13 protein-coding genes are annotated in these 16,515 nt (G+C 60.7%); 3 read left to right on the forward strand and 10 right to left on the reverse strand.

Going from position 1 to position 16,515, the window contains the following annotated elements; all coding sequences use genetic code 11:
• Positions 1–39 precede the first annotated feature (39 nt).
• The 4 genes from HV796_RS24010 to HV796_RS24025 all read right to left on the reverse strand — a co-directional run bounded on the left by HV796_RS24010 (position 40) and on the right by HV796_RS24025 (position 6,943).
• Positions 40–3,996: a type I polyketide synthase gene (locus HV796_RS24010; protein ID WP_246356010.1), complete on the reverse strand. Its 3,957-nt coding sequence runs from the start codon at positions 3,994–3,996 to the stop codon at positions 40–42.
• A 63-nt stretch (positions 3,997–4,059) separates the two neighbouring features.
• A complete protein-coding gene (locus HV796_RS24015) occupies positions 4,060–4,401 on the reverse strand; it encodes an acyl carrier protein (RefSeq protein ID WP_175229000.1) in 342 nt (113 codons plus the stop codon).
• A 25-nt stretch (positions 4,402–4,426) separates the two neighbouring features.
• Entirely contained in the window at positions 4,427–5,710 is a 1,284-nt protein-coding gene (gene ccrA / locus HV796_RS24020; protein WP_175229001.1) for a crotonyl-CoA carboxylase/reductase, read from the reverse strand.
• Positions 5,711–6,196: 486 nt separating this feature from the next.
• Positions 6,197–6,943, reverse strand: a complete 747-nt coding sequence (locus tag HV796_RS24025) for an enoyl-CoA hydratase/isomerase family protein (protein WP_175229002.1) — start codon at positions 6,941–6,943, stop codon at positions 6,197–6,199.
• 364 nt (positions 6,944–7,307) lie between these two features.
• Between HV796_RS24025 and HV796_RS24030 the strand changes: the two genes are divergently transcribed.
• On the forward strand, positions 7,308–7,787 hold the full coding sequence (locus tag HV796_RS24030; protein WP_175229003.1) for a MaoC family dehydratase: 480 nt from the start codon (positions 7,308–7,310) through the stop codon (positions 7,785–7,787).
• Here the strand turns inward: HV796_RS24030 and HV796_RS24035 are convergent.
• Entirely contained in the window at positions 7,760–8,869 is a 1,110-nt protein-coding gene (locus HV796_RS24035; protein ID WP_175229004.1) for an alkene reductase, read from the reverse strand. The genes HV796_RS24030 and HV796_RS24035 overlap by 28 nt on opposite strands.
• Positions 8,870–9,161: 292 nt before the next feature.
• On the opposite strand from HV796_RS24035, the gene HV796_RS24040 reads away from it, so the two are divergent.
• Positions 9,162–10,055, forward strand: a complete 894-nt coding sequence (locus tag HV796_RS24040) for a LysR family transcriptional regulator (RefSeq protein WP_175229005.1) — start codon at positions 9,162–9,164, stop codon at positions 10,053–10,055.
• Between the two features lie 287 nt (positions 10,056–10,342).
• Positions 10,343–11,539, forward strand: a complete 1,197-nt coding sequence (locus HV796_RS24045; protein ID WP_175229006.1) for a cytochrome P450 — start codon at positions 10,343–10,345, stop codon at positions 11,537–11,539.
• A 41-nt stretch (positions 11,540–11,580) separates the two neighbouring features.
• Here HV796_RS24045 and HV796_RS24050 read toward each other — a convergent pair whose 3' ends face one another.
• The 5 genes from HV796_RS24050 to HV796_RS24070 form a co-directional block, all read right to left on the reverse strand.
• Positions 11,581–11,877 carry a DUF4148 domain-containing protein gene (locus HV796_RS24050; RefSeq protein ID WP_175229007.1) on the reverse strand — a complete coding sequence of 99 codons (297 nt, stop codon included), beginning with the start codon at positions 11,875–11,877 and terminating at the stop codon, positions 11,581–11,583.
• Between the two features lie 203 nt (positions 11,878–12,080).
• Positions 12,081–13,505 carry an MFS transporter gene (locus HV796_RS24055; protein WP_175229008.1) on the reverse strand — a complete coding sequence of 475 codons (1,425 nt, stop codon included), beginning with the start codon at positions 13,503–13,505 and terminating at the stop codon, positions 12,081–12,083.
• A 51-nt stretch (positions 13,506–13,556) separates the two neighbouring features.
• Positions 13,557–14,240 (reverse strand): SRPBCC family protein, encoded by a 684-nt coding sequence (locus tag HV796_RS24060; protein ID WP_175229009.1) that lies wholly within the window; start codon positions 14,238–14,240, stop codon positions 13,557–13,559.
• Positions 14,241–14,255: 15 nt separating this feature from the next.
• The gene (locus tag HV796_RS24065) at positions 14,256–15,710 is read right to left on the reverse strand and encodes a UbiD family decarboxylase (RefSeq protein ID WP_175229010.1); all 1,455 of its coding nucleotides are present in this window, start codon (positions 15,708–15,710) and stop codon (positions 14,256–14,258) included.
• 139 nt (positions 15,711–15,849) lie between these two features.
• Positions 15,850–16,287 carry a PaaI family thioesterase gene (locus HV796_RS24070; protein ID WP_175229011.1) on the reverse strand — a complete coding sequence of 146 codons (438 nt, stop codon included), beginning with the start codon at positions 16,285–16,287 and terminating at the stop codon, positions 15,850–15,852.
• Positions 16,288–16,515 lie beyond the last annotated feature (228 nt).

Consider the following 16,515-nt stretch of genomic DNA (forward strand, 5'->3'; position numbering starts at 1 on the left):
ATTAGAAACCTGTTACTACGGTTGACTGAATGCGAGAAGTCATCTTGCGGCTACCGTCTCGACGAGTGAGTCGACTGCGCATGACGAGGCGTCCACCGAACCATTCAGGAAAGCAGCCAATCGAGTGACAGTCGGCGCACGCACAATCGAGTGATGGTCGTCTTCGAAGCCGCAGAGCCGAATTTGACCCTGGGTCATCCGGCGCAGAGGGTCGGTGACCTGGTCGCAAGAGCGACCGTTCCGGCCTTTGAGCGCGAGCGCGTACGAGATGGGCGTCCGGACGACCTTCGGTGAATGCCAGGCCGTCGCTGCCGCGGATGATGCGTGCAAATGCGACAGACGGGAAAAAGTTGTCGGCTCAAGCCGCTCCCGAACGCTAGCCAGACCGATTGCGTCCTCAAGCAACCTTTGAAAGCGCGTATCGGCTTTCAGCTGTTCAACGAGTTCGGTACCGCGAGACCAGTTCAGATCGCGCACGATGTTGCGCAGGCTTGCGGCAAACTCGCCATTGTGAAAGGGACTGTCAACGATCACTAATGGGGGCGCCGTTATACCGATCGTCTCCCATTGCGCGGCCATTTCGTGCGCAATAATGCCGCCAAACGACCAACCACCGACCACGTCTGGAAGACGGCCCAACGCTTTCACGAGTTCCTCGCGATAGAGGGCGGCCAGTTGCTCCACCGAACGATAGCGTGCGGCCCGTTCCCCATCGGACTCCGGGTGCCGGACGCCGACCACCGTCAAGTCACCAGGCCAGGCAGCAGCCAGTTCCTGATAGCACAATACGTCGCCACCGACCGGATGCACGAGTGCCACAACCGGCCCCTCTCCGTCACGGAGCGTGACGACGAGCGACTCCTCATCGATGGCTGTGCCGGACGTCGACGATCGCGACGGCTGGTCATCGCCGACGCCAACTCCGGTCACCGCAGTCGCCGCGTTGTGCGGTTGCGCGGCTGCCCTGCGCTGCTCATCCGAAGGTCTCTGCCCCGCGGCGAAAAAGGAAGCCAGGCCGTTTAACGACACCCCTTTTGCAAACAGCGACATCGGCGGCATGCGACCCAACGTCTGGTGCAACCGGACACGCAGCTCCGTCAGTGCCAGAGAGTCAAAGCCCTGTTCCCTCAGCGGTGACGCGTCGTCCAGTTCAGTGGAGTGCGTCGCCACCGAGCTTGCGATCTTTCGAATCGCAGCGAGAATCGTGTCGCCCGAATCGGAGCCGACCCATGCGGATTGGCCTGGCTCGTGAAATGCCGGTGCGGCGCTGCTTGCGTCTGCTTGAGCGTGGTCGCGAATTCCAGGCTGCGCATCCGCACCCGCGGCCGCCCCGCTCGGGGCAGCCGTTTTCGGCAACGGCAGTTCGAGGTGCACTGGTTCAAATGAATAGCTCGGCGCCTCAGCGGGAACCCGCGGTGCTCCGTAGAGCGGGTCCCACTTTACGGCGTGACCCACGCTGTACAGATGGGCGCATGCATGCGCAAAGCCGGTCGGTTCCGTTTCTTCATCTCCGTCGGGCCCATCGGCCAACGAAGAAACGGCGCGCTGCCAGTCGCCCGTCGCGGCACGAGCGAGATTCGATAGTGCGGCGCCCGGGCCCACCTCAAGAAACGTCAAGTCTTCTCCGACCAGCACCTTGAGTGCATCGGAGAATCTCACGGGCTGTTCCACCAGATCGAGCCAGTGGTCGACCGTGGCGACCTCATCGCCGACCATTTGCCCCGTGACCGTGGAAACGATACGAATGCGCGGCGAGCTGAAGTGAAGCTCACTGAGCGCTTGCCTGAATGGGGCGCGCATCGTGCAGAGCAACGGCGAATGGCCCGGTGTGTCGTACGTTTTGAGCAGAGACACGCGCCTGCCCATCGCGATCATGGTTGCTTCCGCAGCAGCAACGGCCGCCGCTGTACCGCTGACAACCGTCTGTTCGGGGCCGTTTAACCCCGCGACGAACAGTTCCTTGCCAAACTCCATCAGGGTCGATAGTTCATCGACGCTGGCTTGTACCGCCAACATCGCGCCACGCGGCGTTGCCGTGTCAAACAGCCGGCCCCGCGCCTCCACGGCCTTAAGCCCATGTTCCAGCGACATCACGCCCGCTATCACGGCGGCCACATGCTCGCCCAGCGAATGCCCGATCACGACATCAGGGATCTGACCCAGTTCGATCCAGGTTCTAGCCAACGAAAATAGAACAACAAAATGTGCGAGTTGTCCGGGATGATGACGAACCGACGTCGCGTTGTTCCCCTGGATCGCGCTTAGCACCTCGCCCGCGACCTGCGGCGTCAGCAGACTCAGACACTGATCGGCAGCCGCCCTGAAAATGGCGTTGTGCTGGTAAAGTCCGGCTCCTGCGCCGGGGCGCCACGCTCCCTGGCCAGGAAACAAAAAGGCAAGGCGCCGGCTTTTCCGGGTGTCGCCGGCATGCCAGGTTCCCGTGGGATCGGATGCCATGAAGTCGTCCAGCGCTCTGACGAAGTCGTCTTTCGAAGAACCGACGACAGCAAGCCGGAAATTCCAGTGGTCGCGCTTGACGCTTGCCGTATAGCAGAGGTCGCGCAAGTCAACCCGTTCTCGCTCGATCAGCTGCCGATATTCGTTCGCAAGCCGGAGTCGAGCCTTGGCTGACTTCCCTGAAACGGCTAGCACCAGTTCCTGCGAAACGGGTGCCGCAACTTTGTGACGCACGCCAGGCGCAAGAATCAAATGGGCGTTCGTGCCGCTAATGCCGAATCCGCTGATTCCAACGAAAACGTCTCGGTCGGGAAGCGCCTGGCCGACTGACGAGACCTGCACATGCGAACCGTCCCATCGGAACCGCGGATTCGGTTTTGCAAAATGGGCCTGCGGAGGAACAAATCGATGGCGCAGCACCAGAATGGCTTTTACCAGTCCGGGTATCCCGGCGGCCACTTCGAGATGTCCGAGCTGTGACTTGACCGAGCCGACCAGCAACGGGGCCTTTCTATCGACGCCCCGGGTGTAAACGTTACGCAGCGCCGACAGTTCAATGGGGTCGCCGAGAGGCGTACCGGTCCCATGCGCCTCCACGTACGCGATGTCTTCCGGCCGCGCATTCGCCTGCTTCAACGCGTGTCGGATCACGGCCTCCTGGGCCGCGCCGTTGGGCGCGGTCAACCCGTTGCTTGCACCGTCATTGTTGATGGCGGAGCCCGCCAGAATGGCGTCGACACGATCCCCCTGCCCGATCGCTTCGGGTAACCGCTTCAGGACGAATACCCCGCCGCCCTCGCCGCGCATGTATCCGTCTGCGTCGCTATCAAACGGACGACAGGTCTCGGTGGTGGACATCGCATGCAAGCGTGCCACGCCGATGGTCTCCTCCGGTCCCAGAATGAGGTTGACCCCTCCGGCAATGGCGAGGTCGCAGTCGTCCGTGCGCAAGCTTTGTGCGGCGAGGTGCACGGCGACGAGAGACGACGAGCACGCGGTATCGACGAACACGGCAGGACCCTGCGCGCCCAGACAATACGCGACCCGACCGGCCGCGACGCCGCGGTTCGACCCAAGCTTGGCATAAGTCGTAATCCCGCGAGCGTCCCCGGACCACACGGTTCGCCGGCCGTAGTCCACCTCGCCGACGGTCAGAAACAGGCCGACGCGCTTGCCTCGGATCTGGGACGGAGCAATGCCCGCATTTTCAAGCGCGGCCCAACACAACTCCAGCAACCAACGCTGTTGCGGGTCCATCTCGAGAGCTTCCGCCGCTGAAATCCGGAAGAACTCGGCGTCAAATGAGTACGGGTGCCGTACAAATCCGGCACGCCGGGAATAAGTCGTTCCCGGCACATCGGGATCGGGAGAGTAAAACGGTTCGATGTCGAAGCGGTCGGCCGGCGTATCGCATATCGCCGTTTCTCCCGAGTTCAGAAAATCCCAGAAGCGGGTCGCCGAAACATGATCGCCGGGAAAACGAAACGCCATGCCGATGATGGCGATCTGCTTCCCGGTAGCTTCAGTTGAATTCATCATTGCCTCGCAACGCGAACGTTATTGCCGTCACCATTCTTCCGTCACCGTCACCAACAGACCGTGTCAGGTAGCGGACTCTCCCGCGGCGCCCCGGCGTGCGTCGGACTGCGGCTTTCCCGATGCCGCGATCAGTTCAGCCACATACTGAGCGAGCGCGTCGACCGCCGGATAGCTGTAGACGATCGTCTCATCCAGCTCCACGCCGCACTCCTTTTCCAGGAACAGCGCTAACTCGGTGGAACTGATCGAATCGAGGCCAAGCTCCGCGAAAGTCAGGCGAGGGTCAAAGGAGTCCGTCAGATGCTGCGAGATAAGCCACGTCGAAATCGCTTTTTCTATTGAAGCTGACAACATTTTGGTGTCCTTAACCCATTCGCCAAGTTCGTTTTGTGAAATACGTCCCACAGCGCCAAGCGTCTTGCGCGTTTCGTTATGCCTGCGCCGCGGGTCGCGGCGTACGCCGTCCTGCGCCGCTACGGTCCGCATGCACGAGAACGGCCATATTGCCGGGGGCGTGCTTGTTCAGATGCATTTTCTGGTGAGCGAGCGCAAGCTGATCCCACGCGAAAACCTCCGACAGGCAAGGATCGATTTTGCCGCTCATGACAAGACGATTTGCCTCGGCAGCCTGCTTAAGATTCGCAAAGTGGCTTCCCTGAATACGCTTCTGACGCATCCAGACATATCGAGCGTCGAAGCCAATGTCGTATCCGCTCGTCGCCGCGCAAAAGACCACCATGCCGCCTCTTTTCACCACGAAGCACGACACGGGGAATGTGGCACGGCCCGGATGCTCGAACACCATGTCGACATCCCGCTTCTCGCCGGCCGCCTGCCATATTGCCTTTCCGAAACGCTTTACGTTCTCCATATAGAGCGCGTAGTCGGCTGGGGAATCCGTGGGCGGTACGCCCCAACAAGAGAATTTCGAGCGATTCAACACGCCCGTTGCGCCAAGCTGCTTGACGAATGCCTCTTTCGTTTCATCGGAAACGACGGCCAACGGGCGCGCTCCGACCATCGCCGCAAGCTGGATCGCCATCGAACCCAAGCCGCCCGCTGCACCCCAGATCAGCACCGACTGGCCCGGTCCGAGAACATGGGGGCGATGCCCAAACAACATGCGATACGCGGTTGCCAGCGTTAGCATGTAGCACGCGCTTTCCTCCCAGCTAAGGTGCCCTGGTTTCGGTACCAGTTGGGTTGCCTGTACGCGTGTGAATTGGGCGAATGATCCGTAAGAGGTCTCATAGCCCCAGATGCGCTGGCTTGGCGAGAACATCGGATCGCCTCCGTTGCACTCCTCGTCGTCGCCATCGACCTGACAGCAGTGGACGACCACCTCGTCCCCCACTTTCCAGCGGCGGACATTGGATCCCACCGCCCAGACAATGCCTGCGGCATCCGAACCGGCAATGTGGAACGGCTCATCATGAAAGTCCAGAACCGATACCGGGTATCCGAGGGCCGCCCATACACCGTTGTAGTTGACCCCCGCGGCCATCACCAGGACAAGGACGTCGTCGGGCCCGATGGAGGGAACATCCACGACCTCTCGCGCAAACGCGACCGATGGCTCACCATGCCGCTCACGCCGGATTGTCCATGCGTGCATCCGTTTCGGAACGACCCCCAACGGAATGTCACAACCGGGTTCAAAAATATCGTGTTGATCGACCCGCACCTCGACTGCTCGGTCAGCTAGCGCTTCCATAATCAGCTCCAAAACGGTTTCTTCGTTATCTGCTAAATTTCCGGACTCTATCTATTTAATTAGCATTACTAATACAAAGCACTGGCACTTCCGCTTTAATATCCACCTGGATCAGACCTGGTCCCGACAGCTTCGTGCTCTGCCCTTGCAAGCCGTGCCGTCGCGCGAACGATCTTCCGCTGCGTGATAGATCGACTCGTCTCCTCACATGACTCTCTATTGCACCGCACGATCATACGAGGTGAATCGGCGTTCTAAAAGTGAACAATTGTGAACGTCTCTTTAGCAATGCTTGTTAACTCAATTACCATGCATCGCGAGATACGATACTGCATACGCTAATTTTTTTATTCTGATGCGTGTTTTGGATTTCGACATTTAAGGAAATGTCATTTTCGATATTAAAAAAATGGGGTTCAAAACAAGCCACAACCAGAAATGCGCGGTATCTATGCAGTGCATAGCTTCCCCTTCTCCCCGGATCTTTCAACGTTTCCCCATATCCGAGATGCGGGACGCAAGCACCGGGCTTCGCAGAGACCGCTCATAGTCTGCCTTGTCAGATGCGGCCTTTTTATCCCCGGCGCCAATCGCGATGAACTGGCGCTTCATCGATCGCACGGTTCCCGTGTCGCACTCCATCAGTGCATCAAGGTATTGCGATATGCGGCCTGGGAGCGCGGGCGGGGCCACCCTCTCCGTGAGAAACCCGATCCGCACCATCTCGGCGGCATCAATAGCCATTCCTGTCAGCATCAGCCGCTTTGCTTGCATCAGGCCCAACTCCTGTGCGTATCGGCGCATGCCATCGGGGTAATAGTGCAGTCCGATGCGGGCAGCGGGCATGATCATTCTGGCGTTGTCGACACCAATGCGTATGTCGCAGCACAACGCCAGGTCGGTGGCTCCTCCATAGACGCTTCCGTTCAACGCGCAAATCGTCACAACGGGCAAGCGCTCGACTTCATTGAGAAACGCCTCAAAGGAGCCATCCATGCGACCGTCCGCAAGGGCCGATAGCGTGTATCCCGAGCTGAACGTTCGGGTACCCGAACCCGTGATCACTAACGCAAGGGCCTTCTGATCAACCGCAATACGGGCGATAGCCTCTCGCAGCGCGCTGATGTCCGAGGGATCAATACGGTTGTGCTGATGCTCCCGGTCAAGACGAATGGTATAAACACCGTCTTTCATGGAACAGACAAACCCTAGCAGGTCTATGGGTGCCTCCATTCAATATGCCCTTGCCTCTGTTCGACGAATACCATGGTCGAGCGAATGTGTGGTCGTCCTTCGTAAACCGCGAACCCGTTCCCCTCGAACGTCACGGGCTCACATTATCGAGCGTCGAGTGTAGCCGATACGTGTTGTAAAGCCGAGCGAATCAATCGCTTCGTCCATCGCCACGCACCGGTTCAGGAAGCACGCCGAACGTGGACCAACGCCGAATTGTTTGAGTTCCCCGCCTTTAAAGTGACAAAAGTTCACTTTGCCTGGTCCGAAGTTGTTCTACTCTTAGTGCTCGCCGCTTTTCGCCGCTCGAGCGCTTTTCCGTGGGAATACCGAGAGCCGCATAAACGACAAAAGGGATCCAGGCATGAACGACGCAGGTGGATACGATCTTGAAGATCTGGTGGTCGGTATGAGCGCGCAGTTCAAAAAGACCTTGACCGAACGTGATGTGTTTTTATTTGCCGGTGCAAGCGGCGACCGAAATCCGGTTCATCTTGATGAGGAGTACGCAAAGCGCACGCGATTCGGTGGACGTATCGCGCACGGCATGTTGTCCGCCTCAGTGATCTCCGCGGCGATCGCCGCGCGTCTACCGGGTCCCGGGTCGATTTATCTGTCGCAGAACCTGAGCTTCCGGAACCCGGTGAAGATCGGCGAAACCGTCTGCGCGACCGTCACCGTCAAGGAAATACTGACCGGCCGACGGCGGGCGGTGCTAGAGACGATCTGCGAGGTCGACGGGCGTATCGTGGTGCAGGGTGACGCCGTCGTCATGCCGACCTCTATCGCCGAGCGTTTGAAACAGGAAGCCGAGGTTCACGCCGCGACGTTCAGCTCGTCGTAAAACGGATAGTCGGTGTAACCCACTTCGGTGCCGCCAAAAAATGTTGGCCGGTCGTATGGGTTCAACGGCAAATTGCGGCGCAGACGTTCAGGCAGATCCGGGTTCGCAATGAAGTGCCGGCCGAACGCGACGAGATCCGCGTCGCCGGATTGCACCATGGCTTCGGCGCCTTTGCCATCGAAGCCGCCCGCTGCGATGATCCGCCCGTGGAAGTGTGCGCGAAGCTTCTTTGCCACAACCGGCTGCTGGTCACGCGTCCCATCCTCCACATTGCCGGCGATGCGTGGCTCAATAAGATGCAGGTAAGCGATACCGAGTTCGTTGAGCTCCGAAGCCACGTACGCAAACAAGGCTTCCGGGTTGCTATCGGACATGTCGCCCCACGAACCGCTCGGGCCCAGGCGAACCGCAACCTTATCCGAACCCCACACCGAGATCACGGCGCGCGTCACGTCGAGCAGCAGGCGCGCTCGATTGGCGATCGGGCCGCCATATTCGTCGGTGCGCTTGTTGCTGCCGTCCTGCAGGAATTGATCCAGCAGATAGCCATTCGCCGCGTGGAGTTCGATGCCGTCAAAGCCCGCTCTTATACCGCGTTCGGCGGCGGCGCGAAAACTTTCGACGATGCCGGGGATTTCCCCGGTCGCGAGTGCGCGATTCGGCGTGTTGGGCACCCAACCGGCCTCCGTGTACGCGAGGCCGCCGTGCGGCAATTCGGATGGCCCCACCGGGCGAGCGCCGTCGGGCTGCAGCTGGGCATTCGACTGTCGGCCCGCGTGATACAGCTGCAGAAAGATCGTGCCACCCTTTGCGTGCACGGCGTCGGTGATCGTCTTCCAGCCGGGAATCTGGCTGTCGTCGAACAGACCGGGCGCGCCCAGATAGCCGTTGCCGTTGGGCGCGGCGATGGTCGCTTCGCTGATCAGCAACGCGCCGGGCGACGTGCGCTGCGCATAGTATTTGGCCATCAGCGCACCTGGGCGCGCGCCGCGCTCGGCGCGCATGCGGGTGAGCGGCGCGAGAACGACGCGATGATCCAGTTCATAGGGGCCCAGTGTCACTTTCGAAAAGAGTTTCGACATCTTTGAATCTCCACACGTGCAGGTCGGCAAGGAATGGGAAGCCACTGATGAGACGGTGAGCGGCTTGGCTTGACACCACTGTAGACGTCGGCCGGCCTGGGAAAAACGGCTTGCGGGTCGAATGACTGCGGACACGGATGTCCGCAATCGCCCCGCTCAGATCGAAAATTCGATGCACAATCATCCTTGGTTCGACCTTTCAGGAATCCGTGTGATGGTCAAAATGGACGTCGCATCAACGAGGGCAGCTTCGCACACCGTACCGGTGGCGAACGGGCGGACGAGCGGCGCGATGGATCGCATGAGCGGCATGGCGATCTTTACGCGTGCGGCGGAAACGCTGAGCTTTGCGGAGGCCGGGCGCCAGCTCGGGATATCGGCGTCGGCGGTCGGCAAGGCCATTGCGCGGCTGGAAGCGCGCCTGGGCCTGCGGCTATTTCACCGCAGTACGCGAAGTGTGCGGCTCACCCCCGAAGGCGAGCTATTTCTGGCGCGCTGCCAGCGCATCCTCAACGAGATCCTCGACGCGGAGTCCGAGCTGGCCCAGTCGCGCTCGAACCCCGCAGGCCGCCTGCGCGTAAGCATTCCGCTGGTCGGCATGTTATTGATGCCGGTTCTGTCGGCGTTTATGCGCCAGTACCCCGATGTGCAGCTCGATATCGACTTCAGTGACCGCATGGTGGATGTCATTGAGGACGGTTTCGATGTGGTGCTACGCACCGGCGAGAGCGTGGATTCGCAACTCACCATGCGAACGCTCGGTCACTATTCGCACGTGATCGTCGCGTCGCCGGCCTACCTGTCCAAACGGGGCGTGCCGGCCACGCCCGAAGACCTGATTGCGCATGCGTGTTTGCAGCATCGCTTTTCCCGAAGCGGGCGGCTGAGGCGTTGGCCGATCATCCGCGACGGCGCTGCTTTCGACGTCGAGTTGCCTTCGACAGCGATCGCGAGCGCCGTTGAACCGCTTGTCGCGCTCGCCGAGCATGACGGGGGCCTGACCTGCGTGCCGGAGTTTACGGTGCGCGCGCAATTGGCACGCGGATCGCTCGTGACCGTGCTGCAAGAATTCACTGCCGACCGCATTCCGTTTCGCGCACTGTGGCCATCGGGGCGTATGACGCCGCTCAAGGTGCGGGTGTTCGTCGATTTCCTGAGCCAGAATCTGTTTCCCGACGCGGCCTGACCCGGCCGTTGCCGTTAGCTTAACAACCGTTCGTCACGCCAGCGTCGCGCTTATGGAATTTACTGGCACATTAATACGGATACCTACATACTTTATTTCGCCCTACACAACCTATCTGTTGAAACTTCTAAAATGCGATTAACTGGTTACACAAATTTTTGTGATTACCCGTTTTGGAATTTTTGGTTGTAACCGTCCCGTTACTGGCATCGGAATAGGCTCAACCGGTCGAGTGTTCTTTCGAACATCGGGTGCCCCGCCCACTTTCGATTGATTCGCCCGCGACCATGAAACTTGCCGATTTCTCCAGTCCCGAGTTCTTCCAGAACCCTTATCCGCTATACGAAAAACTTCGCGCGGAAGGCCCTCTGGTCCCGGTGGGCCCGAACATGATGATGTCGGGCCACTACGACGTGGTCGACACGCTGATGCACGACCGACGTATGGCTCGCGATATTGAAGGGTCGGTACGCGCCCGCTACGGAACGCAGGGTTTTCAAAACCCGGTGCTGCAGGCGTTGCGGAAAATGGTGTTCGCGCTGAACCCACCCGAACATACGCGCATGCGCAGCCTGCTGATGAAGGCATTCAACGCGCGGCAGGTCGACTCGATGCGCAACCTCGCCGACTCGATTGCGCATCGCCTGATCGACGGCTTTAGTGGGGACGGGGCCGCGGATCTGCTATCGGCCTATGCGCTACCGTTTCCGGTCGAGTTGATCAGCGCAATGTTGGGCGTGCCGCGTGAGCGAAATCCGGAACTCGCCGCCGCACTAAAGCAGATCACGAAACTGTTCGAAGCCGCGCCGGTGGATGCGGAAGATCTCCCGAACGTCAACGATGCCTATCTGATGCTCGAACGCTATTTCGGGGAAATCGTCGAAGCCCGCCGCAAGCAGCCGCGCACCGATCTTATTTCCATGCTGATCGGCGTCCAGGAAGACGACGAGAGGCTCACACACGATGAAATTGTCGCGAACGTGATCGTGCTTTATCTGGCCGGACACGAATCCACGTCGCATATGATCGGCAATGCGCTGATTACCCTTCAGCGTCATCCGCCGCAGTTCGAAGCATTGAAGAGCAATTTAACGAAACTGCCGAACGCGATTCTCGAATCGCTGCGCTACGAAAGTTCGGTGCACCTGGCGACCCGCGTCGCGACAGAAGATATGGAAATAAGCGGTGTGCCTCTGCCGCGCGGCACGCTTGTATTTATGTCGCTGGGCGCCGCGAACCGCGACCCGGCCAGGTTCGCGCATCCCGACCGCTTCGATATCGAGCGCGAACTGCCGCGCGCCATCACGTTTGGCGGCGGCATTCACCACTGCCTCGGCTATCGCCTCGCGATGCTGGAACTCGAAGCCTCGCTTCGTGTGCTGTTGTCCCGGCTGCCGGGCCTCACGCTGACCGGCATCGATAACCTGAACTGGTTCCCGCGCGGCACGCTGCGCGGTGTCGAAAAATTGATGGCCCGTTGGTAACGGTGCGCGCGCTACCGTGAACGAGTGCGAATGACTGAAAACTACTGCGAATTGACGCGCGGGTAAAAGTTACGCCCTGCTCCGGTCACCCTCGAAGCAGCCGCGACACTGTCGAACGTGCCGTCGGCCTGCATCGCGGCGAGGCGCCGCTGCGCGCTCTGGACGTTCTCCGGGTAGTCGGTCGAATTCGACGTCGACGGGTTGTAGCCGGCAATCTGCAGCGCGATCGTGTCCTGCCGAACCTGCTCGCGCGTCAGCGGTGTAGTCGATTGGGCATAAGCGGACAGCGACAGCAAGCAGGTTGCGCAAAACACAGCGCCTTTCGACAGGTCATTCATGGCGGTCTCCCGACAGGGTTGTAGCGTCAACCCCATCTTACCGCCCCAACGCGCGCACAACAGCAGCGCGCGTACGAAACCGCACGCGCGTCCGATGACAGCCAACCAGCAACCTCAGCTGCGTTTTATCCGGTATCTGTTTCCACTTTCATCGGAAATCGTCCTCGTTCATCGAATCAATGGATAACAACAAGCCTGGTCAGTCAGGGCGCAATCTCCTCGAGACTGCGCTCGCGTGTCTCGGTCATTTTCAACGCGCAAAGCGCACCGACCACCGCAACCAGCGCGAACATCAGGAAGACCGACCCGATCCCTCGTCTGTGCAACAGCAAGCCCGCGAGCGACGGACCGACCGCCGACGCGAGCCGCAGCCATGACGTCGCGAGCCCCGTGCTGGTCGCTCGCATGCGGGTCGGGTAGACCTCGGGCGTGTACAAATACAGCACGGCCGCGATCGAACCGACGAGCCCATAGCTCACGGTCGCCAGCACCATCACGCTCCACACATCGTGTGCGCCGAATAGCCTCAGGCACGCAAACAGCACGGCTGCCAGACAGAATGCGGACACCGTCCAGTTCCGTCGTCCCACGCGATCGATCACATAAGCACAGACGAGCAGCAGCGCAACCTGTGCGACATTCGTCAACGATGCGGCGCGCAGCGCCGTTTGCAGCGGCAAGTGATAGACCGATCGATACAACGTCGGCAGCCAGTTGTTCAAACTGTTCGCAATAAAAAACGCACTCGCCCACAGCACCCACACCACCAGCGTACGGCTGCGATAAAACGGCGACAGCAGCTCGCGCCAACCGGCGCGCGCATCGGTTGCCGCATGCGCCGCGTTGCGCGGCGCTTTCGGCTGACCAGCGGGAATGCGCCGCTCGGTACTCGCTTCCATCTCCTTGACGATCGCGTCAGCCTCGACGAGCCGCCCTTGTGCGATCAACCAGCGCGGCGACTCCGGCAAACGCGACACGAGCACGGCAATCAGAAGGCCCGGCACCGCACCGATCCAGAACATGATCTTCCAGCCGATCAGCGGCACGAGCCACGCACCCATCTGTCCGGCCGCCATCAGCCCGACCGGAAAGATCAACTCGTACAGCAGAAAGTACTTGCCGCGGCCATGCGCATTCGACAACTCGCTAATGTAGGTCGCGGCGACCGGCATCTCGCCGCCGACGCCGATCCCCTGAATAAACCGGCACACCAGCAGCAGCGGAAAGCTGCCGCTTAGCGCGCACCCCATGCTCATCACCGACATGATCCCGGTGGAGATCGTCGCGCTGCGAATCCGGCCATGACGTTCGGCGAACCAGCCAAATATCAGCGCGCCGATAAACTGCCCGATATAACTCGCGCCGATCAGCACGCCGATCGCGAGCGGCCCGATATGCCACAAGCCGATCAGCACCGGCAGCACAAACGCGATCGACAACGCATCAAATGCATCGAAGAATGTCGCGCTGCCGATAATGATGCGGGCCTTCGTGTGCCACCGCGAAAATGGCACGCTTTCGATCCGTCGCATCAGTGCCGCGCTCGCGGCATCCATCGACGACTGCGCGGCATGCGCGTCGGCGTCCGTGGACCTCACCGCCTCCTGCAGCGCGTTGCCGTCCTGCATCTTCGTCTCCTATCCGATGCCCTGCGGATACAGGCCACGTCGTGGTTGTTATCAATGCAACGCGTACGCCGCCACCAACGCAATGACGACCACCACGCCGAGCGCCCACGCCCATGCCTTGCCGGACAGAGCCGATCCGGCATGCGCGTGCGGATGACCGATTGCGGCGGCCGCCGCGGCGGCGGAACGCGGCACGGCAGAGCTGGCCGCGGCGTCATCTGAAGCAGAAGCGGATGTCGCCGTCGACGCTGCATCGTTCGCGCGCTCAGCATCGTTGGGCTGCTCATCCTGCGGCCCAAGCACGGCTACCTTGAAGCGGCCGAAAAACTCCTCGGCCATCTTGCGCGCGACGCCGTCGATCAAGCGGGCGCCGACCTGCGCGAGACGTCCGCCGACCTGCGCATGAGACCGGTACACGAGCCGCGTACCGCCGTCGCTATCGGCGACCAGATCGACATGCGCGCCGCCCTTGCCGAAGCCCGCCGCACCGCCGGACCCTTCGAAGGTCAGCGAATACGACCGTGGCGGCTGCAGATCGGTCAGTACCATCTTGCCCTTGAAGCGCGCCTTGATCGGCCCGACCGTCGCGGCCATCACCATCTGAAACTGGTTGTCGTCGACGCGCTCGAACGACTCACATCCCGGCACCGACGCCTTCAGGATGTCTGGGTCGTTCAATGCGGCCCACACACGTTCGCGCGGCAGCGGCAGAATCTGTTCACCCGTCAGTTCCATCTGTCATTCTCCTGATCAGCCGAGTAGGTGTTCCCAACGGGCGCGGGTCTTTTGCTGCAATTCCTTGCTGGCTTCCGCGACCTCCGGGAATTCGTGAAGGAAATCGTAAGGACGGCAAGCGTCAATGATGGCCTTCGAGTTAAACGGCGCCTTGTATGGGTTCGCAATCGACATCGGATCGTTTTTCGAACCCATGCCCCGCTTCACGATGTCGATATCGATGTCCGGGTCGGTACGCGTCGCGACAGCCCACATCACTTCCTGCAGATTCGCTGGATCGATATCGTCATCGACCACGATCGAATAGCGCGACATATACGCGCCGACGCCGCACTGGCTGAGGATATGCGCGGCCTGGCGCGCATGGCCCGCATAGCGCTGCCGGATCGACACGACGTTGAACATGCGCGCGCCGCCGATTTCATGCGCCCATACGCCGGCGACATCCGGCACACCCGCGGCCTGCAGCGCATCGACGAGCAGCGCCGAACGCATCACCGCCTTCGAATACGAATAGTCATTCGGCGGTTTCGCAGGCGGGCTGCCCATGATGATCGGGTTGCTGCGATGGTAGATGCGCTCGATCGTCACGACCGGCGCGGTTTCGGCCTTGCCTGGGTAGTAGCCGTGAAATTCACCGAACGGTCCTTCGACTTTCACATCACCCGGATGCGCATAGCCTTCGATCACGATCTCCGACGCGCTCGGAAAGGGCAGTCCGGTCAGCTGTCCTTGCACCACCGAAACCGGCTTGCGCAGAATCGCACCGATATAGTTGTACTCGCACATACCGTACGGCACTTCAATGCCTGAAATCAGATACCCGAGCGGATCGCATCCGATCACGATCGCCACCGCAAACGGCTTGCCGGCCTTCATATGCTTGTCGTACTGGATCGCACCGTGCTTGCCGGGAATCATGTCGAGGCCGACGTGATTGCGGTCGTGAATCATCACGCGATACGTGCCGACATTCACCCAGGCGGAGTCGAGATCTTTCGTCACAACCATGCAGCCCGTGCCGATGTAGCGGCCACCGTCCTTTTCATGCCACAGCGGCGCGGGGAAGGAGAACAGATCGACGTCGTCACCCGCCTGGACATGCTCGAAAACCGGGCCGTCGCCCACCGTGACGGGTTCGTATTCCGGCGCGTGCGCCTGCCATTGTTTAGGCTTGCCGCGCAGCGTCTGCACAAGGCCGCGATGGGTCGCTTCGTGCCCCACCCGCAGGATGGAAGAAAGCCGCGCCGCGCTTGCCGTGCTGCACGTCAGCACGCGATGCCCTTTCGGATAGCCTGGAATTTCATCGAATAGCAGCGCGTTCGGCCGCTCCTTTTTCACATTCAACTCGCTGATCGCGCCGAGTTCCAGATTCCAGTCCGCGCCCGCTACGTCGGTCAGTTCACCGAGCGTGCGAGCTTCATCGAGCCAGTGGCGCAGATCGAGCGAGTCCGTGGTCAAGTCCGTCACGTCGTGTGTCTCCAGATTTTTCTACTACTCCACATTGAAGGACCGCGATCGTGCACGCAAACGACCTTCGTTCATATCGAGGATGAGAAGGATTCATGTCGCCCGCGCAGATTGCGCAACCGTATGCCGGCTTACCCGGTCAATCGAGTTCGCCGCGCGGCGCATTCAATGGTTCGCGCCGTCCATAGCCGCCCGCATACTTGAACGTACCTTGCGCGGTCGCGATCAGCGTGGTCGCATCGATCCATGCTTCGCCGCGCGCGAAGAAGATCGAACGGCCTTTACGTTCGAGAAATCCTTTGCCGATCAGCGTTTCCCCGACACCTTTGTCAAGGAAGTTCAACGTTAGCGACAAGGTCACGCCGTGTATCGGCCGCTGCGGGTCGGCGCTATAGAGCCCCGCGTAGCCGCATGCCGCATCGAGCAGCGTCGCGACCACCCCGCCTTGCAGCACGCGCTGGCGGTTCAGCATGCCCGGCTGCAGGCGAAGACGAAACTCGGCATAGCCTTCACGCCACGCGGTGCGCGACATCCCGAGGCTCGCGAGGAACGGGTTTTCGAGTTCGTCGATCTCCACAAACGGCCTCCGCGTCAACGGGCAAACGGGCGGGCCCGCTCAACGGCCGCCGGCCGCTGCGGCATCGTCTGCGCGATCCGTTCGCGCCGCCTGTGCGCACGGTTGGGGGTCTTGGCTGTGCCGATCGTCATCGTGTTTCGGGTTTGTAATGATTGATTCGCGCGCGCCAATAAACGACGCTTGGTTCGACGGGCCAAGAGTGCATGAGCGCTTTCATCGCGCGCAAAC

The organism is Paraburkholderia humisilvae, from assembly GCF_902859855.1.
Lineage (GTDB): Bacteria > Pseudomonadota > Gammaproteobacteria > Burkholderiales > Burkholderiaceae > Paraburkholderia > Paraburkholderia humisilvae.

What these genes read in the sequence shown, in the direction of transcription:
- HV796_RS24050 (WP_175229007.1), bottom strand. Translation starts at nt 11,877, where the DNA reads ATGAATGACCTGTCGAAAGGCGCTGTGTTTTGCGCAACCTGCTTGCTG.
- ccrA (WP_175229001.1), bottom strand. Translation starts at nt 5,710, where the DNA reads ATGGAAGCGCTAGCTGACCGAGCAGTCGAGGTGCGGGTCGATCAACAC.
- HV796_RS24030 (WP_175229003.1), top strand. Translation starts at nt 7,308, where the DNA reads ATGAACGACGCAGGTGGATACGATCTTGAAGATCTGGTGGTCGGTATG.
- HV796_RS24010 (WP_246356010.1), bottom strand. Translation starts at nt 3,996, where the DNA reads ATGATGAATTCAACTGAAGCTACCGGGAAGCAGATCGCCATCATCGGC.
- HV796_RS24060 (WP_175229009.1), bottom strand. Translation starts at nt 14,240, where the DNA reads ATGGAACTGACGGGTGAACAGATTCTGCCGCTGCCGCGCGAACGTGTG.
- HV796_RS24045 (WP_175229006.1), top strand. Translation starts at nt 10,343, where the DNA reads ATGAAACTTGCCGATTTCTCCAGTCCCGAGTTCTTCCAGAACCCTTAT.
- HV796_RS24055 (WP_175229008.1), bottom strand. Translation starts at nt 13,505, where the DNA reads ATGCAGGACGGCAACGCGCTGCAGGAGGCGGTGAGGTCCACGGACGCC.
- HV796_RS24035 (WP_175229004.1), bottom strand. Translation starts at nt 8,869, where the DNA reads ATGTCGAAACTCTTTTCGAAAGTGACACTGGGCCCCTATGAACTGGAT.
- HV796_RS24025 (WP_175229002.1), bottom strand. Translation starts at nt 6,943, where the DNA reads ATGGAGGCACCCATAGACCTGCTAGGGTTTGTCTGTTCCATGAAAGAC.
- HV796_RS24040 (WP_175229005.1), top strand. Translation starts at nt 9,162, where the DNA reads ATGGATCGCATGAGCGGCATGGCGATCTTTACGCGTGCGGCGGAAACG.